Source organism: Pseudomonas sp. FH4 (genome assembly GCF_000510915.2).
GTDB classification, from domain to species: Bacteria; Pseudomonadota; Gammaproteobacteria; order Pseudomonadales; family Pseudomonadaceae; genus Aquipseudomonas; species Aquipseudomonas brenneri.
The window spans coordinates 109,922-130,600 of sequence record NZ_AOHN01000013.1 but is presented as its reverse complement, the minus strand read 5'-3'; the positions used below and the strand labels follow the sequence as shown (position 1 = coordinate 130,600).

Genomic DNA, 20,679 nt, shown 5'->3' with positions numbered 1-20,679 from the left:
CATGACCCCTGCCCAGTCAAGGATGACCGCCCTTCCCGGCACCAGGTTCTGGCGCCGCTGCCTGCTGCTCGCCAGCCTGGCATTGGCCATGCCCGCGTGGAGCGCCGAAATCCTGCTGACCGCCGCCCAAGACAGCCCTGGCGTGCAGGCCTTTGCCCAGGCCCTGCGCGTGCAACGCCCCGTTGATGAGGTCACCTTCAAGGCGCTGCAAGACATGCCCGCACCCGGTCAATTGCCGGCCAGCACCCGCCTGATCCTGCTGGACTTGCCCAGCCTCGACTGGCGCCTGCAGGACACCCAGGGCCCGGCGACGCTGGTGCTGCGCATCAGCCGCCTGCAAGCCCGCCAACGCCTGGGCAACCATGTGCCCGGCAAGATCAGCCTGCTGTGGAGCGACCCGTCCCTGGACCGGCAGTTGCGCCTGATCGCCAATATCTTGCCCCAGGCCCAGCGCATTGGCGTGTTGTACGGCAACGACAGCGAGTTCCTGCTGCCGGAACTGCGCCAGCATGCCACGGCCCTGGGCCTGGAAATCGTCGCCCAGCCCTGGGACAACATTAATGACAGTCGCCCTCTGCTCAGCCTGTTTAAAAGCAGCGATGTGTTACTGGGCCTGGATGATCCAAAGCTATACAACCCGAAGACCGTGAAAAACCTGCTGTTGAGCAGCTACGCCAGGCAATTGCCGCTGATCGGGCCCAACGCCGGTTTCGTGCGGGCCGGCAGCCTGGCCAGTACCTACAGCGACCAGGCTGACTGGCTGGATGTGCTCAACCGCCTGCTCGATCACCCGCCGGCCGGCTGGCCGCGCTCGCTGTACCCGGAACACTTCAAAGTCGTGGGCAACCCGCAAGTGGCGCGCTCGCTGGGGATCGAACAGGTGGACGAGACCGCCGTCGCGACCCGATTGGCCGAAGGGGAGAAACACCCATGACCTTGCGTCGCCGTTGGGATATCAATACCCGAACCCAAATCATCACCCTGGGCCCGGCCCTGTTGCTGACACTGCTGCTGATCAGCTTCTTTACCTTCGTGCGGATCCAGGACCTGCGCCAGGAACTGGACCACACCGGCCAGTTGATCGCCAACCAACTGGCGCCAGCCACCGAGTATGGCGTGATCTCGGGCAACAACGACGTGCTCGACAGCCTGCTGCGGGCGACCCTGGCCACGCCGCATGTGCGCTTCCTGGAAATCCAGGACAGCGCAGAAAACATCCTGGTCTATGTCGAACAACCCACGGAAAAGCATGACCGCTCGTTGTCGGTAAAAATCTTCCAGGCCCCGATTCGCTTGCAGCATATCCAGCTGGGCAACGACTTTTTCCAGGACAACACCGCGCAGCCCAAGGCCCCCAAGGCCGACTATCTGGGCCGGGTGATCGTCGGCATGTCCAACGACGCCTTCAGTCAGCGCCAACAGGAAATCCTCTTCAAGGCCGGGATCCTTGCGTTGTTTGCCCTGCTCTTTACCTTCCTGCTGGCGCGGCGCCTGGCTGCCAGCCTGTCGCAACCGATCAGCGCCATGGGGCATGCGGTCAAGGCAATCCAGCGGGGCGACTACAAAACCCCACTGCCAATTGTCGATGACTCCGAACTGGGTGACCTGTCCCGCCATATCAACAACCTGGCCGAAGGCTTGCACCACGCCAGTCGCGAGCAGCAGCAAGCCATGGCCCAGTTGATCCAGACGCGCGAGGAAGCCGAGCGTGCCAACAGCGCCAAATCCGACTTCCTGGCGATGATGAGCCACGAATTGCGCACGCCGATGAATGGCGTACTGGGCATGCTGCAATTGCTCGAAACCACCTCCATGACCGACGAACAGACCGAGTACGCCGCACTGGCCTCGGAGTCCACCGAACACCTGCTCAAAGTCATCAACGATATCCTCGACTTCTCGCGTATCGAACGCTCGGCCCTGGAGCTGGAGCATATTCCGTTCAATCTGGTTGACCTGATCAACAGCTGCGCCCAAGCGTTCCAGCACAGCGCCATACAGCGCGGATTGGTCCTGGAGTTGCCAATCCCGCCGGGCATGGAAGCGTTGCGCGTGCAGGGTGACCCGACGCGGATCCGGCAGATCCTGGTGAACCTGATCGGCAATGCACTGAAGTTCACCGAACAGGGCACGGTCAGCGTCGAGCCCAACTGGCAAACCCTGGACCATGAACTGCTGTGGTTCACCTGCACGGTACGCGACACCGGGATTGGTATTTCGGCCGAGCGCCTGGAGCTGATGTTCGACGCCTTTCAACAGGCTGACAGCTCTATCTCCAGGCGTTACGGCGGTACCGGCCTGGGCCTGCCGATTGCCCGCACCCTGGCCGAGCGGATGGGCGGCACCCTGCGCGCCCAGAGCGAAGAAGGCCTGGGTTCGGTGTTCACCCTGGAAATCCCGCTGGCGATCTACCAGCAAAGCCTGCCGCAGATTGCTGCGGACACCCCGCATAAAGCCAGCGCCGGTGACGGCCGCAATGTGCTGCTGGTGGAAGACAACCCGGTCAACCGCACCGTGGTCGAGGCCATGCTGCGCAGCCTGGGGTTCGAGGTGAGCATCGCCACTGATGGCGCCGAAGCGATTCGCAGTGCCGAAAGCCTGATTTTCACGGCGATTTTGATGGATTGCCGACTGCCGGTGATCGACGGCTATGAAGCCACCCGTCAGATTCGTCAGCTGCCTGGCTGCGCCGACCTGCCGATCATTGCCCTGACGGCCAATGCGTTACAGGGCGATCGCGAAGCGTGCCTGGCCGCCGGGATGAACGATTACCTGGCCAAGCCGTTCAAACGTACGGATTTGCAGCAAATCCTACAGCGCTGGGTGCATTAGATGGGCATCATCAGCCAACTGCGACTGGCGTGAAAGGCGAAAGTGCGGCAGTCTTAGGCACCCGAGCGGGCCCATAAATAAGCCCGGTTTAAAATTTCAGTGCACAAGTGTACATTCATGTCCTTGATGCTGTGACTTTCACTACAACGCAATAGTCTACCTGTAGGCTGCCGACGTGAGGCAAGCACGCTTCAGTCGGTCGGGAAGATTTACCCGGCCCTGCCGCATGGGATTATTGAGGAGCTCGCATGACCAAACAAAACGCCTTTACCCGGGAAGACCTGCTGCGCTGCAGTCGCGGTGAGCTGTTCGGCCCAGGTAACGCGCAACTGCCCGCCCCGAACATGCTGATGGTGGATCGCATCACCCATATCAGCGAAGAGGGTGGCAAGTACGGCAAAGGTGAATTGGTCGCCGAGCTGGATATCACCCCTGACCTGTGGTTTTTCGCCTGCCATTTCGAAGGCGATCCGGTCATGCCGGGCTGCCTGGGCCTCGACGCCATGTGGCAGCTGGTCGGTTTCTACCTGGGCTGGCAAGGCCTGCCGGGCCGCGGGCGTGCCCTGGGTTCGGGCGAAGTGAAGTTCTTTGGCCAGGTCCTGCCGACCGCCAAGAAAGTCACCTACAACATTCACATCAAACGCGTCCTCAAGGGCAAGCTGAACCTGGCCATCGCCGATGGTTCGGTCACTGTCGACGGGCGCGAGATCTACACTGCCGAAGGCCTTCGGGTCGGCGTGTTCACTTCCACTGACAACTTTTAAGGGTTATCCGCATGCGCCGCGTCGTTATCACTGGTCTGGGCATCGTTTCGTGCCTGGGCAATGACAAAGAGACCGTCACCGCTAACCTGCGTGCAAGTCGCCCTGGCATCCGCTTCAACCCGGAATATGCCGAAATGGGTCTGCGTAGCCAGGTTTCCGGCTCCATTGACCTACCACTCGAAGAACTGATCGATCGCAAGATCTATCGCTTCGTCGGCCACGCAGCAGCCTATGCCTACCTGGCCATGAAAGACGCGATTGCCGATTCCGGCCTGAGCGACGACCAGGTGTCCAACGTGCGTACCGGCCTGATCGCCGGCTCCGGCGGCGCGTCGACCTTGAACCAGATGGAAGCGCTGGACATCCTGCGCGAGAAAGGCGTCAAGCGCGTCGGCCCGTACCGTGTCACGCGGACCATGGGCAGCACCGTTTCTGCGTGCCTGGCCACTCCATTCCAGATCAAGGGCGTGAACTACTCGATCTCCTCCGCCTGCGCCACCAGTGCTCACTGCATTGGGACTGCGGTCGAACAGATCCAGTTGGGCAAGCAAGACATCGTGTTCGCCGGTGGCGGTGAAGAAGAGCATTGGAGCCAATCGTTCCTGTTCGACGCGATGGGCGCGCTGTCCACTCAATACAACGAAACCCCGGAAAAGGCCTCCCGTGCCTACGACGCCAAGCGTGACGGTTTCGTCATCGCCGGCGGTGGCGGCATGGTCGTGGTCGAGGAGCTGGAACACGCCCTGGCCCGTGGCGCAAAGATCTACGCGGAAATCGTCGGCTACGGCGCGACTTCCGACGGCTACGACATGGTTGCGCCAAGCGGCGAAGGTGCCATTCGTTGCATGCAGATGGCCATGGCCACCGTTGATACGCCAATCGACTACCTGAACACCCACGGCACCTCCACTCCAGTGGGCGATGCCAAGGAAATGGAAGGCGTACGTGCGGTATTCGGCGACAAGGCACCGGCCATCAGCTCCACCAAGAGCCTGTCGGGTCACTCCCTGGGCGCCGCTGGCGTGCACGAAGCGATCTACTGCCTGCTGATGATGGAAGGCAACTTCATGGCGGGTTCGGCCAACATCGACGAGCTGGATCCAGCCGTTGCTGATATGCCGATCCTGACCAAGACCCGTGAAGATGCAACCATCAACACCGTGATGAGCAACAGCTTCGGCTTCGGTGGCACCAACGCTACCCTGGTACTGAAACGCTGGCAGGGCAAGTAAGCCCCGCAGGTTGATCATGTGAAAACGCCCCGACTGGTTCGGGGCGTTTTTTATTGGGCGGGTTTACCAGTAGACCGAGTCGTCTTCATCGCAGGCAAGCCAGCTCCCACATTGACTGTATTCGCAAATCAAAATGTGGGAGCTGGCTTGCCTGCGATAGCATCAACCCGGTTTAAAGCCCTACACCGAAAACCGCGCCACCATGGTGTTCAGGTCTACCGCCAACCGCGACAACTCCTGGCTCGCCGCACTGGTCTGGTTGGCGCCCGCCGACGTCTGCATCGCCAGGTCGCGAATGTTCATCAGGTTGCGATCCACCTCCCGTGCCACCGCCGCCTGCTGCTCCGAAGCGCTGGCAATCACCAGGTTGCGTTCGTTGATCAGGGTGAACGCCGAGGCAATTTCCTCCAGCGCGGTGCCCGCCGACTTGGCGATATCCAGGGTCGAACGCGCCCGGCTGTTGCTCTGCTGCATCGAGTTGACCGCCTGATCGGTGCCCTGCTGGATCCCGCCGATCATCTGCTCGATTTCCTGGGTCGATTGCTGAGTACGATGAGCCAGGGCCCTCACCTCATCAGCGACCACCGCAAACCCGCGCCCGGCCTCACCAGCCCGTGCCGCCTCAATCGCCGCGTTAAGCGCCAGCAGATTGGTTTGCTCGGCAATTGCGCGAATCACATCCAACACCTTGCTGATGCCGTATACCTTCTGCGCCAAGTCCTCGACCTGGGTGGCATTGGCCGTCACGTCATCAGCCAGCGACTCGATCGACAACACCGTCTGATGCACTTGCTCACGCCCTTGCTGGGCAATGCGATCGGATTCGCGCGAGGCCTGCGAAGTGGCCACCGCATTACTGGCCACCTCCTCCACCGCCGCCGTCATCTGATTGACCGCCGTGGCAGCCTGTTCGATTTCCTGGCTTTGCTGGTGCAGGCCACGGGTAGCGTCTTCGGTGACACAACTGAGCTCCTCGGAAGCGGAGGCCAGTTGGTTGGAGGAATCGGAAATGCGCCGGATCGTCTCACGCAGGTTTTCCTGCATGCTCTTGAGCGCCTGCTGCAGGCGCGCCGGCTCGTCCTTGCCGCTGACGGTGATCTCGCCGGTCAAGTCGCCGCTGGCCACTCCCTGGGCGACCCTCACCGACTGCGCCAGTGGCAACACGATACTACGGGTCAACAGGACGGCCAGACCGATGGTAATCAACGCGGTCATGGCGATCATGCCGATCACCCAGATCCGCGACTGGCTGAATACCTGCTGCGCCAAGTCTGCCGCCTGGTTGGCGCTGACCTTGTTGAGGATGACCAACTCGCCCAGGGTACCGGCCAAGGTATCCGCCAGGTGATTCATCTCGCCATTGACCACCTTGAGCGCGTCTTCCAGCTGATTCTGCCGGGAAAACGCCATGACCTGCTCCTGGCGTTGCAAATACTGTTGCTGCTCAACCTTGAAGCGGTCGAACAGCACCTGGTCTTCGGGCAGGATAATCAACGCTTCATACAGCTTCTGTGCGGTATGCAGCTGCTTTTTGATATCGAGGATTTTTTGTTCATTCTGGGCCACCGCCTGAGGATCGCGGTTAATCAGCAGACGCAAGGTCAAGGCGCGTATCCGCAGCAGGTCCTGATTCATTTCGCCGGCCGCCATCACGCTGGGCAGCCAGTTGGTTTCCACCTGGTCCGACTGCTCGCGCATGTTGGCCATTTGCATCAAGGCGAACCCGCCCAGTACAAACACCATCAACGCCAACAATCCAAAACCCAGGCCTGCACGAGGAGCGATATTGAGACTTCTGATACTCATTGCTCGGATTCCTTTCAAGAGCGCTGCATCCACCTGCAGCGGGTTGCTCATGAAAGGTATCGGCGTCTTCGACTTTTTGCGTAAGACGAAAACGCGATATCAAAACGCCTTTATCTACCGACCCTATAACTGTAGCGATTCAGCGCACGGTAAAGCTCTTCTGGGTCAGCAGGCGATCACCCTGGAACACCATGAATCGCCACTCGCCCGGCACCACTTCGTGGCTTTCGGTGAACTCGTAGGCCATCACGTCCTGAGGCGCGCCAGGCACCAACTTCTGGGTCACTTCGAATTTGTCATGCCGCTGGCCGTCGGCCGTGCGGATGCCTGGAGTGAAGTAGAGCAAGGTCAGCGGCGTGTCTTCGGCGACCTTGCCAAGCAACTGGTAACGCAGGCCAAACTTAGTCCCCAGCTTGGCCGGCACCACGGTGGTGGCCTGGATCTGCTCGTTGCTGCGGCGCAACACGCGCTCGCCCGACTGCAGCTCGGCTTTCGGGCCTTCAAACACGCCGAATTCCACCGGGCCTTCGATACGGACTTCGGCGCTGGCCATGCCGCTGATCATCATCAATGCCGCCAGGGCGCTTAAACGGGTGAGGTGCATAGTGGGCTCCTTGGATTAGATGGCGGGAGCTTATGACACCGGTATGACCGGACGATGACAAACCCGATCAGCGAGGCTTGGGCAAAATCGCCAGGAAATTGTCCCGCGCGACTTTTCGCGCAACGTCTTGCGGCAAAGCATCAAGGAAGGGATTGAAGCTGCGCATTTCCTTACCCAACTTGTTGAAGCGCCCTACAACATCAGAACCCAGCATAAAGCGCTCCGGAAAGCGCTCTACCAGCGCCAGCCATTCGGCTCGGGGCTTTCCCGCCTCGTCCAGCAGATAAGGCGTGAGCATGCTCCAGGACAGGTCGATATACAGGTTGGGATAAGCCTCCAGCATGCGACTCAAGGTGGGCAGCAGGAAATCCAGCTGCGTCTGGTGACGGTGGATCTCCATGCTGGTGCCGGCATGGGCCCAAATGAACCGAGTGTGCGGATGATTGCGCAGCGGCGCTTCAATCTCTGCCAGGTACAGGGGATTGCGCTCGCGCTTGGACGTGATATTGGAATGCACCAGCACCGGCAGGTCGTTTTCGGCGGCCAGGTGATAGATCCGCGTCATCGCCTCGTTGTTCGCCCGCGGGGTATCGCCTGAGGTCAGGGCCGTCAGGTCATCGTGACGGGTGAACACCTCGCCAATGCCCTGCCACAGCCCAGGATAGAGGTCCAGCATGCGCTGGATATGCGCCTCTGAGTTCTTGTCATTGGGGTTGAAGCCGCTCAAGAAGGGATGAAAATGCTGGCGTTGCTGCGGGGTCAGCTTGTTGACCGCTGCGGCGACGATCACATCGGTGGCGCTGTACCAATAGGCATCGGCGTCATCGCCGGCGTAGTAGCGCGGGCGCTTGGGTTCGTCTTCATGCCATTTCTTCGCCACCGGGACGCCGGAAATCATCACGTGTTCGATACGGTTATCGGCCATGGCCTTGAGTAACTTGTCCATGCCCGCCGTCTCCTGGAAGAAATCGACGTAATGCAGGTGCGCGTCACTGTAGGCATAGTCGCGAGCCTGCACGGCAAGGCTGCTGGCGGCGAGCAACAGGGCAATACTCAGGCGGGTCCAGGGCACGATAAAACCTCAATCCAGGGGCAAGTCAGGTAGACCGCAGGCATTGCACGGGGGTTCACCGCGCAAAAAATGCGGAACACTCAAGTGCCAGCATGCTCTATAACTGCATGACCTTCATCCTGCCACCTTCCGAGGTTTGCCATGCCTGTTATCGTCAATACCCTGAATGCCGACAACTTTCGACACAGCGTCAACATCAATCAGCATGAGCTGTTTACCGACCTGCCCAAGAGCCTGGGTGGCGACGACTCGGCGCCTTCGCCCCACGATTACTTCGACGCCGCGCTGGCCTCGTGCAAAGCGCTGACCGTCAAGCTGTATGCACAGAAAAAGGATATCCCCCTGACGGGCGTGACCGTGGAAGTCACCCACGACAGCACCGAAGAGCAAAAGGGCAAATACAAGCTCAACGTCAAGCTGACCCTCAAGGGCGTGCTGACTGATGCCCAGCGCGATGAACTGCATCGTGTGGCCGACAAGTGCCCGGTACACAAGCTGATGACCACCGCCGAGATCAGCATCGAGACCCGACTCTCGGAAAGCGCCTTCAGCCAATAACACCGATTTCCTGCCGGGCGGGTTATGCTCAAACCCATCTAACCCGCTCAGACAGGGATGCACCATGACCACCGTGACCGTAATTCGCCCACGCGCCGAAGATGTCGAGGGGCAGCCTATCCTGCGCCCCCTGCCCTCGCGGGAATGCCGCAGCGTCGGACCTTTCGTGTTCTTCGACCATATGCTCGAAACCCGCTACGCCCCTGGCAGCGGCATGAATATCCGCCAGCATCCGCATATTGGCTTGTCGACACTGACCTACTTGTTTGAAGGCGAACTCCTGCACAAGGACAGCCTCGGTTCTGATCAGGTGGTCAAGGCCGGTGACGTCAGTTGGATGACTGCCGGCAGCGCGATTGCCCACGTCGAGCGCACGCCTGACGCCCTCAAGGCCAAGGGTTTCAACCTGCATGGCCTGCAAGTGTGGCTGGCGTCGCCCAAGGCACACGAGCAGGGACCGGGGCATTACAGCCATCACCCGGCGGCGAGCCTGCCGGTCAGTGACAACCTCGGCGTAAGCATCCGCCTGATCGCCGGCAATGGGTTTTGCCTGGAGTCAGCGGTACCGGTGCTGTCACCGACGCTGTATGCCGAAGTGCAGATGCAGACGGCCACCACCCTGCTAATTCCCGATGAACATGCCGAGCGCGCGGTGTATGTGCTGCAGGGTGATGCGCAACTGGACGGTGAGCCCCTGGAGGCCCATAGCCTGGCGGTGTTGCCGGCGGGCCAGAGCATGGCGCTGTTTGCCGAGACAGAATGCCACCTGGTGATCTTCGGTGGCGCGCCGCTGGATGGGCCACGGCGGATCAACTGGAATTTTGTGGCCAGTGACTCGGCGTTGATCGAGCAGGCTCGCCAGCGTTGGGCGGCAGGGGATTGGCCAACGGTGCCGGGGGAGACCGGCAGAATTGAGTTGCCTGTCAAATAGCTATCGCGAGCAAGCCCGCGATAAGGCCCTAACAGGCGCTGAAGACTCAGCCCTTGAACACTTCATCCAACAGGTTATGCATCGCCTGGAACGCCCGCCCCGCTGTCTTGGCGTCATACATCATCTTGCCTGGCACATTGGCCTGCGGGTCGGTGAACGAATGCACCGCGCCGCCGTAGCTGAGTAATTGCCAATCCACGCCGGCCGCGTTCATCTCATCTTCAAATGCAGGCAGTTGTTCCCTGGGCACCAACGGATCGCTAGCGCCATGCAGCACCAGCACTGAACCCTTGATGTTCTGCGCGTCCGCCGGGTTTGGCGTGTCCAGGGTGCCATGGAACGACACCGCAGCCTTCAACGACGCCCCGGTACGCGCCAGCTCCAGGGAGCAGCAACCGCCAAAGCAGAAGCCAAAGGTCGCCAGTTTCGTGGTATCGACAGCGACTTCGACCTGGCCTTGCAGTTGCTCAAAGGCCGCCTGCATCCGCTTGTTCAGCAACCCACGGTCATTCTTCAACGGCATCATCGCCGCCCCGGCTTCATCGCCATTGGACGGGCGTACGGTTTGCCCGTACAGATCAGCGATCAGCACCACATAGCCCTTGCCGGCCACGGCCTTGGCAATCTCTTCGGCGCCTGCGCTGACACCCATCCAGTTCGGTGCCATCAGCAAGCCCGGCCGCGGGCCCTTGTGACTGGCATCAAAGGCCAGGCGGCTTTCATAAGGCTGGCCATCAATCTGATAGACCACGGAACGCACAGTGACTTGGCTCATCATTTTCTCCAATTTAGATGGATTGACGATGCTCCCTGTAGGAGCGAGCTTGCTCGCGAAGAACGTCAACGATAACGCGCAAATGCTGAATGAATGCGGTGATCTCACGTTTTTCGCGAGCAAGCTCGCTCCTACAGTAGAGCCAGAACGAAAAACCCCGCCGAAGCGGGGTTTTCTTGCAACGTTGTTAAACCGACAGTTCAACCAACAGCTTGTTCAGCCGGCGTACATAAGCCGCCGGGTCTTTCAGGCTGTCCCCTGCGGCCAGCGCCGCCTGGTCGAAGAGAATGTGCGACAGGTCGCCAAAACGCTCTTCGCTCTGCTCGCCGTCGAGTTTCTCGATCAACGGGTGAGCCGGGTTGAATTCGAAGATCGGCTTGGAGTCCGGCACCTTCTGCCCACTGGCTTCAAGGATCTGGCGCATCTGCATGCCCAGGTCCTGCTCGCCGATGGCCAGGATCGCCGGGGAGTCGGTCAGACGGTGGGAAACCCGCACTTCGCTGACAGCATCGCCCAGGGCGGCCTTGATCCGCTCAACCAGGCCTTCTTTGGACTTGGCCACTTCTTCAGCGGCTTTTTTGTCCTCTTCCGAATCCAGGTTGCCCAGGTCCAGGTCACCACGGGCCACGTCGACAAAGCTCTTGCCGTCGAACTCGCTGAGGTAGCTCATCAGCCACTCATCGATACGGTCGGTGAGCAGCAGCACTTCGATGCCTTTCTTGCGGAAGACTTCCAGGTGCGGGCTGTTCTTGACCTGGGCGTAGGTTTCACCGGTCAGGTAGTAGATCTTGTCCTGACCTTCCTTGGCGCGTGCCAGGTACTCGGCCAGGGACACAACCTGCTCGCCGTCTTCGCCCTGGGTGGAGGCAAAGCGCAACAGGCCGGCGATTTTTTCCTTGTTGGCGAAATCTTCTGCCGGGCCTTCCTTCATGACCTGGCCAAAGTTTTTCCAGAAGCCTTTGTATTGCTCAGGCTCGTTCTTCGCCAGTTTTTCCAGCATGTCGAGCACACGCTTGGTCAGCGCCGACTTCATCGAGTCGATGATCGGGTCTTTCTGCAGGATTTCCCGCGACACGTTCAGCGACAGGTCATTGGAGTCGACCACGCCCTTGATAAAGCGCAGGTACAGCGGCAGGAAGGACTCTGCCTGGTCCATCACGAACACACGCTGTACGTACAGCTTCAGGCCTTTGGGCGCTTCACGCTGGTACAGGTCGAACGGGGCACGGGCCGGGACGTAGAGCAGCGAGCTGTATTCCAGCTTGCCTTCGACCTTGTTGTGGCTCCAGCTCAACGGGTTTTCGTAGTCGTGGGCGATGTGCTTGTAGAACTCCTGGTATTCCTCGTCCTTCACTTCAGTGCGAGGACGGGTCCACAGGGCGCTGGCGCGGTTGACCACTTCCCATTCCAGGGCTGGAGCCTCTTCGCCTTCGGCTGCCGCTTGTTCTTTCGGCAGTTCGATTGGCAGCGCGATATGGTCGGAGTACTTCTTGATGATATTGCGCAGGCGCCAGCCATCGGCGAATTCGTCTTCACCGTCCTTGAGGTGCAGCACGATACGGGTACCACGGTCGGCCTTATCGATGGTGGCGATCTCAAATTCGCCCTCACCTTTAGAAGACCAGTGCACGCCTTCGCCAGCAGCGAGGCCGGCACGGCGGCTGAACACTTCAACCTTGTCGGCGACGATAAAGGCCGAATAGAAGCCCACGCCGAACTGGCCGATCAGGTGCGAATCTTTTTTCTGGTCGCCCGACAGGTTCTTCATGAAATCGGCGGTGCCGGATTTGGCGATTGTCCCCAGGTGGGTGATCGCGTCCTCACGGCTCATGCCGATGCCGTTGTCTTCGAGGGTGACGGTCTTGGCGTCCTTGTCGAAGCTCACACGGATTTTCAGTTCGGCGCCACCTTCCAGCAACTCAGGCTTGGACAGGGCTTCGAAACGTAATTTGTCGACAGCGTCAGAGGCGTTCGAGATCAATTCGCGAAGGAAGATTTCCTTGTTGGAATACAGCGAATGGATCATGAGGTGCAGCAGTTGCTTCACCTCGGTCTGGAAGCCCAGGGTTTCCTTTTGAGTTTCCACACTCATGGTCATCAAACTCCAATTGGATGGCAATGGCCGCCCCCGAAAGGGTTGGCGGCGGGTTGTCATCAAAGTTGGGGGCTAAGACCAGGATTTCAAGGGTGGCCCTGCTCCTGAATCTTGAAATGCGCCCGAGCGGTGGCAATGGGCTCGGCCGGGGTGCTTTGCCAGGCGGTGATCGCGACATTGGCCACGCGCCTCCCCTGGCGCCACACCTGACAGGTGGCGTAAGTGTCGCGAAACTGCCCGGCCCGCAGGTAATCCAGGGAAAAATCGACGATCTTGGGCAAGCTCCTTTCAACCCCTGGAGCCTCCGTGGCTACCCATAAATGAAAGGCCGCCGACAGCTCCATAAAGCCTGCGATGACGCCCCCATGGATGGCCGGCAATATCGGGTTACCAATATTGTCCTTGTTGGCAGGCATGCGAAACAGCAACTCATCCCCCAGGCGCGTGCATTCGATGCCGATTAACCGGGCATAGGGGATCAGGTCGAGCAGCGCCTTGTAGTCGCCGCGCTGGTGGGCCTGCTCCATGCGGGTCTTGAATTGGTGTGTCATGCCTGTTCTCCCTTGATGCTGCTGCCAAATCCCCGCGTGCCCTTCAAACGCTTGCCCATGCGCATGAATGTGCCCACCACATGGGCAATCGGTTGCTCGGGGTCATCCTGATAAGCAAAACCACGGGTAAAAATCACATCAGTGGTCACCCGGTAGCATTGGGCAAACCCGAACACCGGCTTGTGCGGCTCGGCCGGGTGCATGTAATCGATGCGCAAATCCAGGGTGGGGCACACTTCAAATTCCGGCAGCACACACAAGGTGGCCATGCCGCAGGCCGTGTCCATCAACGAGGTCAAGGCGCCACCATGAATGATCCCGGTTTGCGGATCGCCAACGATCTGCGGGCTATACGGCAAGAGCAAGGTCATGCCGTCCGCGCTCGCGTCATGCACCTCGATACCCAGTACCTGACAGTGACGCAGGGCTGAGACAAAACGTGCGGCACGCTCTAAAAGGGGGTTATCGGTCATTCGATAAAGACTCTTATTAGTAGTGATCCGGCGAAACAAGTACCCCGGAAGAAAGTTCCTTGGAGAAACGGCTTATATATCTGTGGGATTAAAGGAACTAATACAGGCACCCCATGCTCGAAAGGCCAGTAGATATCTTCAATAAGGAGAAACACCCCATGCGCAAGACTTTCGCTGTTTCCTTGATGTTGGCTGCCGCCCTTGGCCTCGCTGCCTGCGATAAGAAATCCGAGGACAAAGCTCAGGATGCCACTCAGCATGCTGAACAAGCTCAGGAAAAAATGAGCGAAGCTCAGGATAAAGTGAACGACGCTGCAAAAGAAAACGCCGAAGCCGCCAAAGCCCAAGCTGAATCTGACGCAGCCGCGGCTAAAGAAAATGCTCCAGCTACACCTGCAAGCGGTTCCTGATACCGCGGTTTAAATACCATGTTGCAAAAGAAAGCCCGCTTAATAGCGGGCTTTACTTTGTGCGCTGTTTTTGTGAGCCGCCAAACCGGAAAGCCGGACTAAGCAGCCGTAATAAACGATCTAGTCAGGAAGCGGCCTCTTTATTTGCCTCAGGCAAAGGTGCCTCTGTCGGGGTATAAACCATGACTTCCAGAACATCGGAATGAAATTCCCGCCGGTACAGCACCAGCACCACCCCGCTGCTCATCAGCATGAACAGCCAGGGGCTGACAAACCAGGCGAGCATGGTCATGCCGAAGTAATAGGAACGCAGGCCGAAGTTGAACTGGTTGGCGGCCATGGAAATCACCCGCGCCGCCCGCGAGGCAAACGCCTTGCGTTCCTGCTCTGAGACATGCCGCTCACCGACCATCGGCGCCGAGCCAATCAGGATCGCTGCGAAGTTGTACTGGCGCATGCACCAACTGAAAGTAAAGAAGGCATAGACAAACACCAGGGCCAGGCACAGCAGCTTGATCTCCGACATGCCCTGGGACGCCTGTTGCACCATGGGAATATCCGCCAGCAGCGAGACCGCACGCTCCGAGGCCCCGAGCACAGTGAGGATACCGGCAAGGATGATCAGGGTGCTGGAGGCGAAGAACGAAGCGTTGCGCTCCAGGTTGCCGATCACGCTGGCATCGGCGATGCGGTTGTCGCGCAGCAGCATGCGACGCATCCAGTCTTCGCGGTACAGATGCAGCACACTGGCAAGGCAGGCAGTGTCCCGGGCTTTCCAACTGGCGTAGCGGGTGTAACCGCCCCAGCAGATGACAAACCAGAGCGCGGCAAGCAAGTGGATCAGGTTGGCTTCAACGAACGACATGCGGGTCCTTTACACGATGAGTCTGACGAACGCAGAACAATGTGGGAGTGGGCTTGCTCCAACATTGCTCTGCGTTCCAACTTTGGAATTTCGTACCCCTTCGACGTTAGTCCACGAAAAAAGACACTGCTCGTCGCCCATAAAAAATGCCCCGGATCGATTGATACGGGGCATTTCGATTTCAGCGTATGTCAGATCGCTTTAAGCGATGGCTTCGCTGCGCTTACCCAGCATGCGGTCAACCGCGAATGCAGCCACCAGGGTAATCACACAAGGTACCAGCCACGCCAGGCCTTGCTCGCTCAATGGCAGGTTAGCCATTTGCGCAGGCATCCAACCGGCCAGGCCAGCGCCCTTGAGAGCGTCGATGGTGCCGAAGATGAACGACACCAGCATCACCGGGCCAAGGATGCGGCCATGCTCATGCCAGAAGTCCTTGCAGAAGCTCAGGGCCACCAGAACGATGCACGGCGGGTAGATGGCGGTCAGTACCGGGATCGAGAATGCAATCAGCTTGGTCAGGCCCAGGTTCGACACCAGCAGCGAGAACGCGGCCAGGATTACCACCAGGGTCTTGTAGGACAGTGGCAACACCCGGCTGAAGTACTCGGCGCAGGCACAGGTCAGGCCTACCGCCGTGACCAGGCACGCCAGGGAGATCAGCACCGCAAGAAAACCGCTGCCCAGGGAACCGAAGGTGTGTTGCACGTAGGCGTGCAATACCGCTGCGCCATTGGCTGCACCGGCGGCCACTTCATGGCTGCCCGAACCAAGGCGGAACAGGCTGACGTAGACCAGCGCCAGGCCCACGCCGGCAATCAGCCCGGCAATGATCGCGTAGCGGGTAATCAGCTGTGGCGACTCGACGCCACGGGAGCGAATGGCGTTGACGATCACGATGCCGAACACCAGCGCGCCCAGGGTATCCATGGTCAGGTAGCCATTGATAAAGCCCTGGGAGAACGGTGCGGCGACGTATTCAGGCGTTGCAACGCCGATATCACCCGCAGGCAGGGCGAAGGCTGCGATCCCCAGGACCGCCAGTGCAATGATCTTCAGCGGCGCGAGGAAACGGCCGACGGTATCCAGCAAACGCCCTGGATACAGGGAGATGAAGAACACCAGCAGGAAGTACACCGAACTGTAGAGGAACAGGGCCAGCGGGCTTTCGCCGGTCAATGGCGCCAGGCCTACTTCGAACGAAACCGTTGCGGTACGTGGCGTGGCGAACAATGGGCCGACAGCCAGGTAGCACGCTGCAGCCAGGATGCCACCGGCGACCTTGCCGATGGGGCTGCTCAAGGCATCCATGCCACCACCAACCTTGGCCAGCGCGATAACGGTAACCACCGGCAAACCCACGGCGGTGATCAGGAAGCCCAACGCCGCCATCCAGACATGAGGCCCGGACTGCAAACCAACGATAGGCGGGAAGATGATGTTGCCGGCGCCCACGAACAGGGCAAAAGTCATAAAGCCCAACGCCAGGATATCCTGGCTTTTCAACACTTTCATTTGAGGAAATACCACACTACTGAATCGGAATTTAGAGAGGGATTCCCTATGGATGAGGGAAATGCTGCCGGCCCTGATAGTGGCCGACCGGTCTAGCACGCGGCTTCCTTTTGGGATGCGGGCGCATAAAGAGGCGGCTAGCGTACAGAATTTGCCTGACAAACGCACTGTTGCGGGGCGGACTGTCCGATAAGCGACACTTGAATGTCGCGTTTTCATACTTAATTTGGCAATGCAGTCCACTGTGGGAGCAGGCTTGCTCGCGAATGCGCTGGGTCAGCACTGAATGCATCAACTGATACACCGCATTCGCGAGCAAGCCCGCTCCCACATTTTGATCTTCAGCAACCGGCAGAAAGCACAAAGGCCACCCGAAGGTGGCCTTTGTGTGGTGAAGCGTCAGTTAAGCGCGAGGCTTACTTGACAGCCCAGCCAGTCAGCTCGGACAAAGCCTTGCCGATGTCTGCCAGCGAACGCACGGTTTTCACGCCTGCGTCTTCCAGGGCAGCAAACTTCTCGTCTGCAGTGCCCTTGCCGCCAGAGATGATTGCGCCAGCATGGCCCATGCGCTTGCCCGCAGGGGCAGTCACACCAGCGATGTAGGAAACAACCGGCTTGGTCACGTGTGCCTTGATGTAGGCAGCCGCTTCTTCTTCAGCCGAACCGCCGATCTCACCGATCATGACGATCGCTTCGGTCTTCGGGTCTTCCTGGAACAGTTTCAGGATGTCGATGAAGTTCGAACCTGGGATCGGGTCACCGCCGATGCCGACGCAAGTCGACTGACCGAAACCGGCGTCAGTGGTCTGCTTCACAGCTTCGTAGGTCAGGGTGCCGGAACGGGAAACGATACCGACTTTGCCTGGCAAGTGAATGTGACCTGGCATGATGCCGATCTTGCATTCGCCTGGAGTGATCACGCCTGGGCAGTTAGGGCCGATCAGGGTAACACCCAGCTCGTCGCACTTAACTTTAGCGTCCAGCATGTCCAGGGTAGGAATGCCTTCGGTGATGCAAACGATCAGCTTGATGCCGCCGAATGCTGCTTCCAGGATCGAGTCCTTGCAGAAAGGAGCTGGAACGTAGATCACGCTGGCGGTAGCGCCAGTTTGAGCAACAGCATCTTTCACGGTGTTGAACACTGGCAGGCCCAGGTGCTCGGTGCCGCCTTTGCCTGGAGTTACGCCGCCAACCATCTTGGTGCCGTATTCGATGGCTTGCTGGGTGTGGAAGCTACCTTGCGAACCGGTAATACCCTGGCAGATAACTTTGGTGTCTTTATTGATCAGGACGCTCATTATTTGCCCTCCGCAGCTTTGACAACTTGTTGAGCAGCGTCGGTCAGGCTGGTAGCAGCGATGATGTTCAAACCGCTTTCTGCCAGTACTTTAGCGCCCAGTTCAGCGTTGTTACCTTCAAGGCGTACAACAACCGGGATTTTCACGCCGACTTCTTTCACTGCACCGATGATGCCTTCGGCAATCATGTCGCAACGAACGATGCCGCCGAAGATGTTGACCAGTACTGCAGCGACGTTGGAGTCGGACAGGATGATCTTGAACGCTTCGGTAACGCGTTCCTTGGTAGCACCACCGCCTACGTCGAGGAAGTTGGCTGGCTTGCCGCCATGCAGGTTGACGATGTCCATGGTACCCATGGCCAGGCCAGCACCGTTGACCATGCAACCGATATTACCTTCCAGGGCTACGTAGTTCAGTTCGAACTTGGCAGCGTGCGCTTCGCGCGGATCGTCTTGCGACGGATCGTGGAAAGTCTTCAGCTTAGGCTGACGGTACATGGCGTTGGCGTCGATGTTGATCTTGGCGTCGAGGCAATGCAGATCGCCGTCAGCCTTGATCACCAGCGGGTTCACTTCCAGCAGGGCCAGATCGTGATCCTGGAACAGTTTGGCCAGACCAACGAAGATCTTGGCGAACTGGGCAACTTGCTTGCCTTCCAGACCCAGCTGGAAAGCCAGCTCGCGACCCTGGAATGGCTGAGCGCCAACCAGTGGATCGATAGTGGCCTTGAGAATTTTTTCTGGGGTTTCGTGAGCGATCTTCTCGATGTCCACGCCACCTTCGGTGGAAGCCATGAACACGATGCGACGGCTCGAACGGTCAACGACAGCGCCCAGGTACAGCTCTTTAGCGATATCAGTGCACGATTCAACCAGGATCTTGGTGACTGGCTGGCCATTGGCGTCAGTCTGGTAAGTCACCAGACGCTTGCCCAGCCACTGCTGTGCGAAGGCCTTGGCGTCTTCTTTGCTGCGAACCAGCTTAACGCCGCCCGCTTTACCGCGACCACCAGCGTGGACCTGGGCTTTGACAACCCACTCGGTGCCGCCGATTTTGTCGCAAGCTTCTGCTGCTGCTTCCGGGGTGTCTACTGCGTAGCCCTTGGAAACTGGCAGGCCGTATTCAGCGAACAGCTGCTTACCCTGATACTCGTGAAGATTCATGCTTTTTACCGTCTTCGTTAGGTACTGCGCATTCGGCGCTGCGCTCATTATGAGTGCCGCGCCACCTGTGACTGCTGCTTGCCCAGCTTCATCGCCCTAAGGCCGGCAAAGCTGCGCAAGACTGCGTCCAGCGGATATTCCGCGGTGAGTCTTGCGCGCAAGGCTCACGACGGGCAACTCCGCCGTGGTTTCTTATTATCTCGCTTAGCGCTTCTTGCGGTTGGCGATGTGGATGGCGCCGCCATTCACAGCCAACGCTGCTTCGTGCAACGCTTCGGACAGGGTCGGATGGGAGAAGACCATCATGCCCAGGTCTTCGGCACTGGTGCCGAATTCCATACCGATAGCGCCTTGCTGAACCAGTTCTGCAGCGCTTGGGCCAATCACGTGGACGCCCAATACGCGGTCAGTCTTGGCATCAGCGATGACTTTAACAAAACCGCCAGTGTCGTTTGCTGCCATGGCACGGCCAGAAGCGGCAAACGGGAAGGTGCCGACGTTAACTTCAACGCCTTCAGCTTTCAACTGCTGTTCGTTCTTGCCGACCCATGCGATTTCCGGGTGGGTGTAGATAACCGAAGGGATCAGGTCGTAGTTCATCTGGGTCTTGTGACCCTTGATGCGCTCAACCACCATGATGCCTTCTTCGGATGCCTTGTGCGCCAGCATCATGCCGCGAACCACGTCACCGATGGCGTAGACGCCAGGAACGGTGGTAGCGCAGTGATCGTCGACATGGACAAAGCCACGCTCGTCGATGGTCACGCCGCTGTCAGCTGCCAACAGATCAGTGGTCACTGGACGGCGACCAACGGCAACAATCAGCTTGTCGAAAGTGATGGTCTGCTCGCCATCCTTGTCGGTGTAGGTCACGACCACTTCTTCGCCGTTGACTTTCGAACCGGTCACGCGTGCGCCCAGCTTGATGTCCAGACCTTGTTTGGTCAGGGTTTTCAGCGCTTCTTTGGACACCGCAGTGTCGGCAGCCAGCAGGAACGTGTCCAGGGCTTCCAGCACGGTCACTTCGGAACCCAGGCGGGACCAGACGGAACCCAGTTCCAGGCCGATCACGCCAGCGCCGATCACGCCCAGGCGTTTTGGTACCGATTGGAATTCCAGGGCGCCGGTCGAATCAACGATCACGTTCTGGTCAACTGGAGCCGGTGGAATGTCGATCGGACGCGAACCTGGAGCCAGGATCACGTTCTCGGCTTCGATGATTTCGGTCGAACCGTCTGGCTTGGTGATTTCAACTTTCTTGCCGGCCAGCAGTTTGCCGTGACCTTGCAGGGAAGTGACGCCATTGGCCTTGAACAGGGTAGCAACGCCAGAGGTCAGGCCTTTGACGATGTTGGCCTTGCGGCCGACCATTGCTGGCACGTCCATGGTCACGCCAGCGTGGTTGATGCCGTGGATGGCAAAACCGTCCTGGGCTTCGTGGAATTTCCAGGAGCTGTCCAGCAGCGCCTTGGAAGGAATGCAGCCAACGTTCAGGCAGGTACCGCCCAGCGCCAGTTTGCCTTCCTTGTCGGTGTATTTTTCGATGCAAGCAGTCGAGAGGCCCAGTTGAGCGGCCTTGATGGCGGCAACGTAGCCGCCAGGGCCCGCACCAATCACTACAACGTCAAATTTCTGCGACATGAAAAAAAATCCTCTTTAGCAAAAAAGCTTCAAGCCCGAGCCACAAGCCAGGCTGCAATTGCTTGCAGCTTGAAACTTGCAGCTCACGGCC

General features: G+C 59.1%; 19 protein-coding genes. 7 read left to right on the top strand and 12 right to left on the bottom strand.

Annotated features, from left to right (window positions below; all coding sequences use genetic code 11):
- The first annotated feature begins 1 nt into the window (after position 1).
- The 4 genes from H097_RS09200 to fabB all read left to right on the top strand — a co-directional run bounded on the left by H097_RS09200 (position 2) and on the right by fabB (position 4,828).
- Positions 2-934, top strand: a complete 933-nt coding sequence (locus H097_RS09200; protein WP_032859211.1) for an ABC transporter substrate-binding protein — start codon at positions 2-4, stop codon at positions 932-934.
- Positions 931-2,832, top strand: a complete 1,902-nt coding sequence (locus tag H097_RS09195) for an ATP-binding protein (RefSeq protein WP_032859209.1) — start codon at positions 931-933, stop codon at positions 2,830-2,832. Before H097_RS09200 ends, H097_RS09195 begins: the two co-directional genes overlap by 4 nt.
- A gap of 248 nt (positions 2,833-3,080) precedes the next feature.
- Positions 3,081-3,596, top strand: a complete 516-nt coding sequence (gene fabA / locus H097_RS09190) for a 3-hydroxyacyl-[acyl-carrier-protein] dehydratase FabA (RefSeq protein WP_032859207.1) — start codon at positions 3,081-3,083, stop codon at positions 3,594-3,596.
- An 11-nt stretch (positions 3,597-3,607) separates the two neighbouring features.
- On the top strand, positions 3,608-4,828 hold the full coding sequence (fabB, locus tag H097_RS09185) for a beta-ketoacyl-ACP synthase I (protein WP_032859205.1): 1,221 nt from the start codon (positions 3,608-3,610) through the stop codon (positions 4,826-4,828).
- Between the two features lie 180 nt (positions 4,829-5,008).
- Here fabB and H097_RS09180 read toward each other — a convergent pair whose 3' ends face one another.
- The 3 genes from H097_RS09180 to H097_RS09170 form a co-directional block, all read right to left on the bottom strand.
- Positions 5,009-6,634: a methyl-accepting chemotaxis protein gene (locus H097_RS09180; RefSeq protein ID WP_032859202.1), complete on the bottom strand. Its 1,626-nt coding sequence runs from the start codon at positions 6,632-6,634 to the stop codon at positions 5,009-5,011.
- A gap of 139 nt (positions 6,635-6,773) precedes the next feature.
- Complete coding sequence (locus H097_RS09175) at positions 6,774-7,238, bottom strand: DUF3859 domain-containing protein (RefSeq protein ID WP_032859199.1); 465 nt, start codon at positions 7,236-7,238, stop codon at positions 6,774-6,776.
- Positions 7,239-7,305: 67 nt separating this feature from the next.
- Positions 7,306-8,310, bottom strand: coding sequence for an amidohydrolase family protein (locus H097_RS09170; RefSeq protein ID WP_032859197.1), 1,005 nt, complete (start codon positions 8,308-8,310; stop codon positions 7,306-7,308).
- Between the two features lie 141 nt (positions 8,311-8,451).
- On the opposite strand from H097_RS09170, the gene H097_RS09165 reads away from it, so the two are divergent.
- Together H097_RS09165 and H097_RS09160 are read left to right on the top strand one after the other, a co-directional pair.
- Positions 8,452-8,868 carry an OsmC family protein gene (locus tag H097_RS09165; protein WP_032859195.1) on the top strand — a complete coding sequence of 139 codons (417 nt, stop codon included), beginning with the start codon at positions 8,452-8,454 and terminating at the stop codon, positions 8,866-8,868.
- 64 nt (positions 8,869-8,932) lie between these two features.
- On the top strand, positions 8,933-9,799 hold the full coding sequence (locus H097_RS09160; protein ID WP_032859193.1) for a pirin family protein: 867 nt from the start codon (positions 8,933-8,935) through the stop codon (positions 9,797-9,799).
- A gap of 46 nt (positions 9,800-9,845) precedes the next feature.
- Here the strand turns inward: H097_RS09160 and H097_RS09155 are convergent, their stop codons facing one another.
- From H097_RS09155 to H097_RS09140, 4 genes are all read right to left on the bottom strand, one after another.
- Positions 9,846-10,574, bottom strand: a complete 729-nt coding sequence (locus H097_RS09155) for a dienelactone hydrolase family protein (protein ID WP_032859191.1) — start codon at positions 10,572-10,574, stop codon at positions 9,846-9,848.
- A gap of 187 nt (positions 10,575-10,761) precedes the next feature.
- Positions 10,762-12,666 carry a molecular chaperone HtpG gene (gene htpG, locus H097_RS09150; RefSeq protein ID WP_032859654.1) on the bottom strand — a complete coding sequence of 635 codons (1,905 nt, stop codon included), beginning with the start codon at positions 12,664-12,666 and terminating at the stop codon, positions 10,762-10,764.
- An 89-nt stretch (positions 12,667-12,755) separates the two neighbouring features.
- The gene (locus tag H097_RS09145; protein ID WP_032859188.1) at positions 12,756-13,220 is read right to left on the bottom strand and encodes a PaaI family thioesterase; all 465 of its coding nucleotides are present in this window, start codon (positions 13,218-13,220) and stop codon (positions 12,756-12,758) included.
- The gene (locus H097_RS09140; protein WP_032859187.1) at positions 13,217-13,693 is read right to left on the bottom strand and encodes a PaaI family thioesterase; all 477 of its coding nucleotides are present in this window, start codon (positions 13,691-13,693) and stop codon (positions 13,217-13,219) included. Before H097_RS09140 ends, H097_RS09145 begins: the two co-directional genes overlap by 4 nt.
- Positions 13,694-13,851: 158 nt before the next feature.
- On the opposite strand from H097_RS09140, the gene H097_RS09135 reads away from it, so the two are divergent.
- A complete protein-coding gene (locus tag H097_RS09135; RefSeq protein ID WP_032859653.1) occupies positions 13,852-14,103 on the top strand; it encodes a hypothetical protein in 252 nt (83 codons plus the stop codon).
- A 124-nt stretch (positions 14,104-14,227) separates the two neighbouring features.
- On the opposite strand, the gene H097_RS09130 is transcribed toward H097_RS09135, so the two are convergent.
- The 5 genes from H097_RS09130 to lpdA form a co-directional block, all read right to left on the bottom strand.
- The gene (locus H097_RS09130; protein ID WP_032859185.1) at positions 14,228-14,968 is read right to left on the bottom strand and encodes a DUF599 family protein; all 741 of its coding nucleotides are present in this window, start codon (positions 14,966-14,968) and stop codon (positions 14,228-14,230) included.
- A gap of 201 nt (positions 14,969-15,169) precedes the next feature.
- Complete coding sequence (gene brnQ, locus H097_RS09125) at positions 15,170-16,483, bottom strand: branched-chain amino acid transport system II carrier protein (RefSeq protein WP_032859183.1); 1,314 nt, start codon at positions 16,481-16,483, stop codon at positions 15,170-15,172.
- Positions 16,484-16,899: 416 nt separating this feature from the next.
- A complete protein-coding gene (gene sucD / locus H097_RS09120) occupies positions 16,900-17,781 on the bottom strand; it encodes a succinate--CoA ligase subunit alpha (RefSeq protein WP_032859181.1) in 882 nt (293 codons plus the stop codon).
- Positions 17,781-18,947, bottom strand: a complete 1,167-nt coding sequence (gene sucC, locus H097_RS09115) for an ADP-forming succinate--CoA ligase subunit beta (RefSeq protein ID WP_003233235.1) — start codon at positions 18,945-18,947, stop codon at positions 17,781-17,783. The genes sucD and sucC overlap by 1 nt, the downstream gene beginning before the upstream one ends.
- 204 nt (positions 18,948-19,151) lie before the next feature.
- Positions 19,152-20,588 (bottom strand): dihydrolipoyl dehydrogenase, encoded by a 1,437-nt coding sequence (gene lpdA, locus H097_RS09110; protein ID WP_032859179.1) that lies wholly within the window; start codon positions 20,586-20,588, stop codon positions 19,152-19,154.
- Positions 20,589-20,679 lie beyond the last annotated feature (91 nt).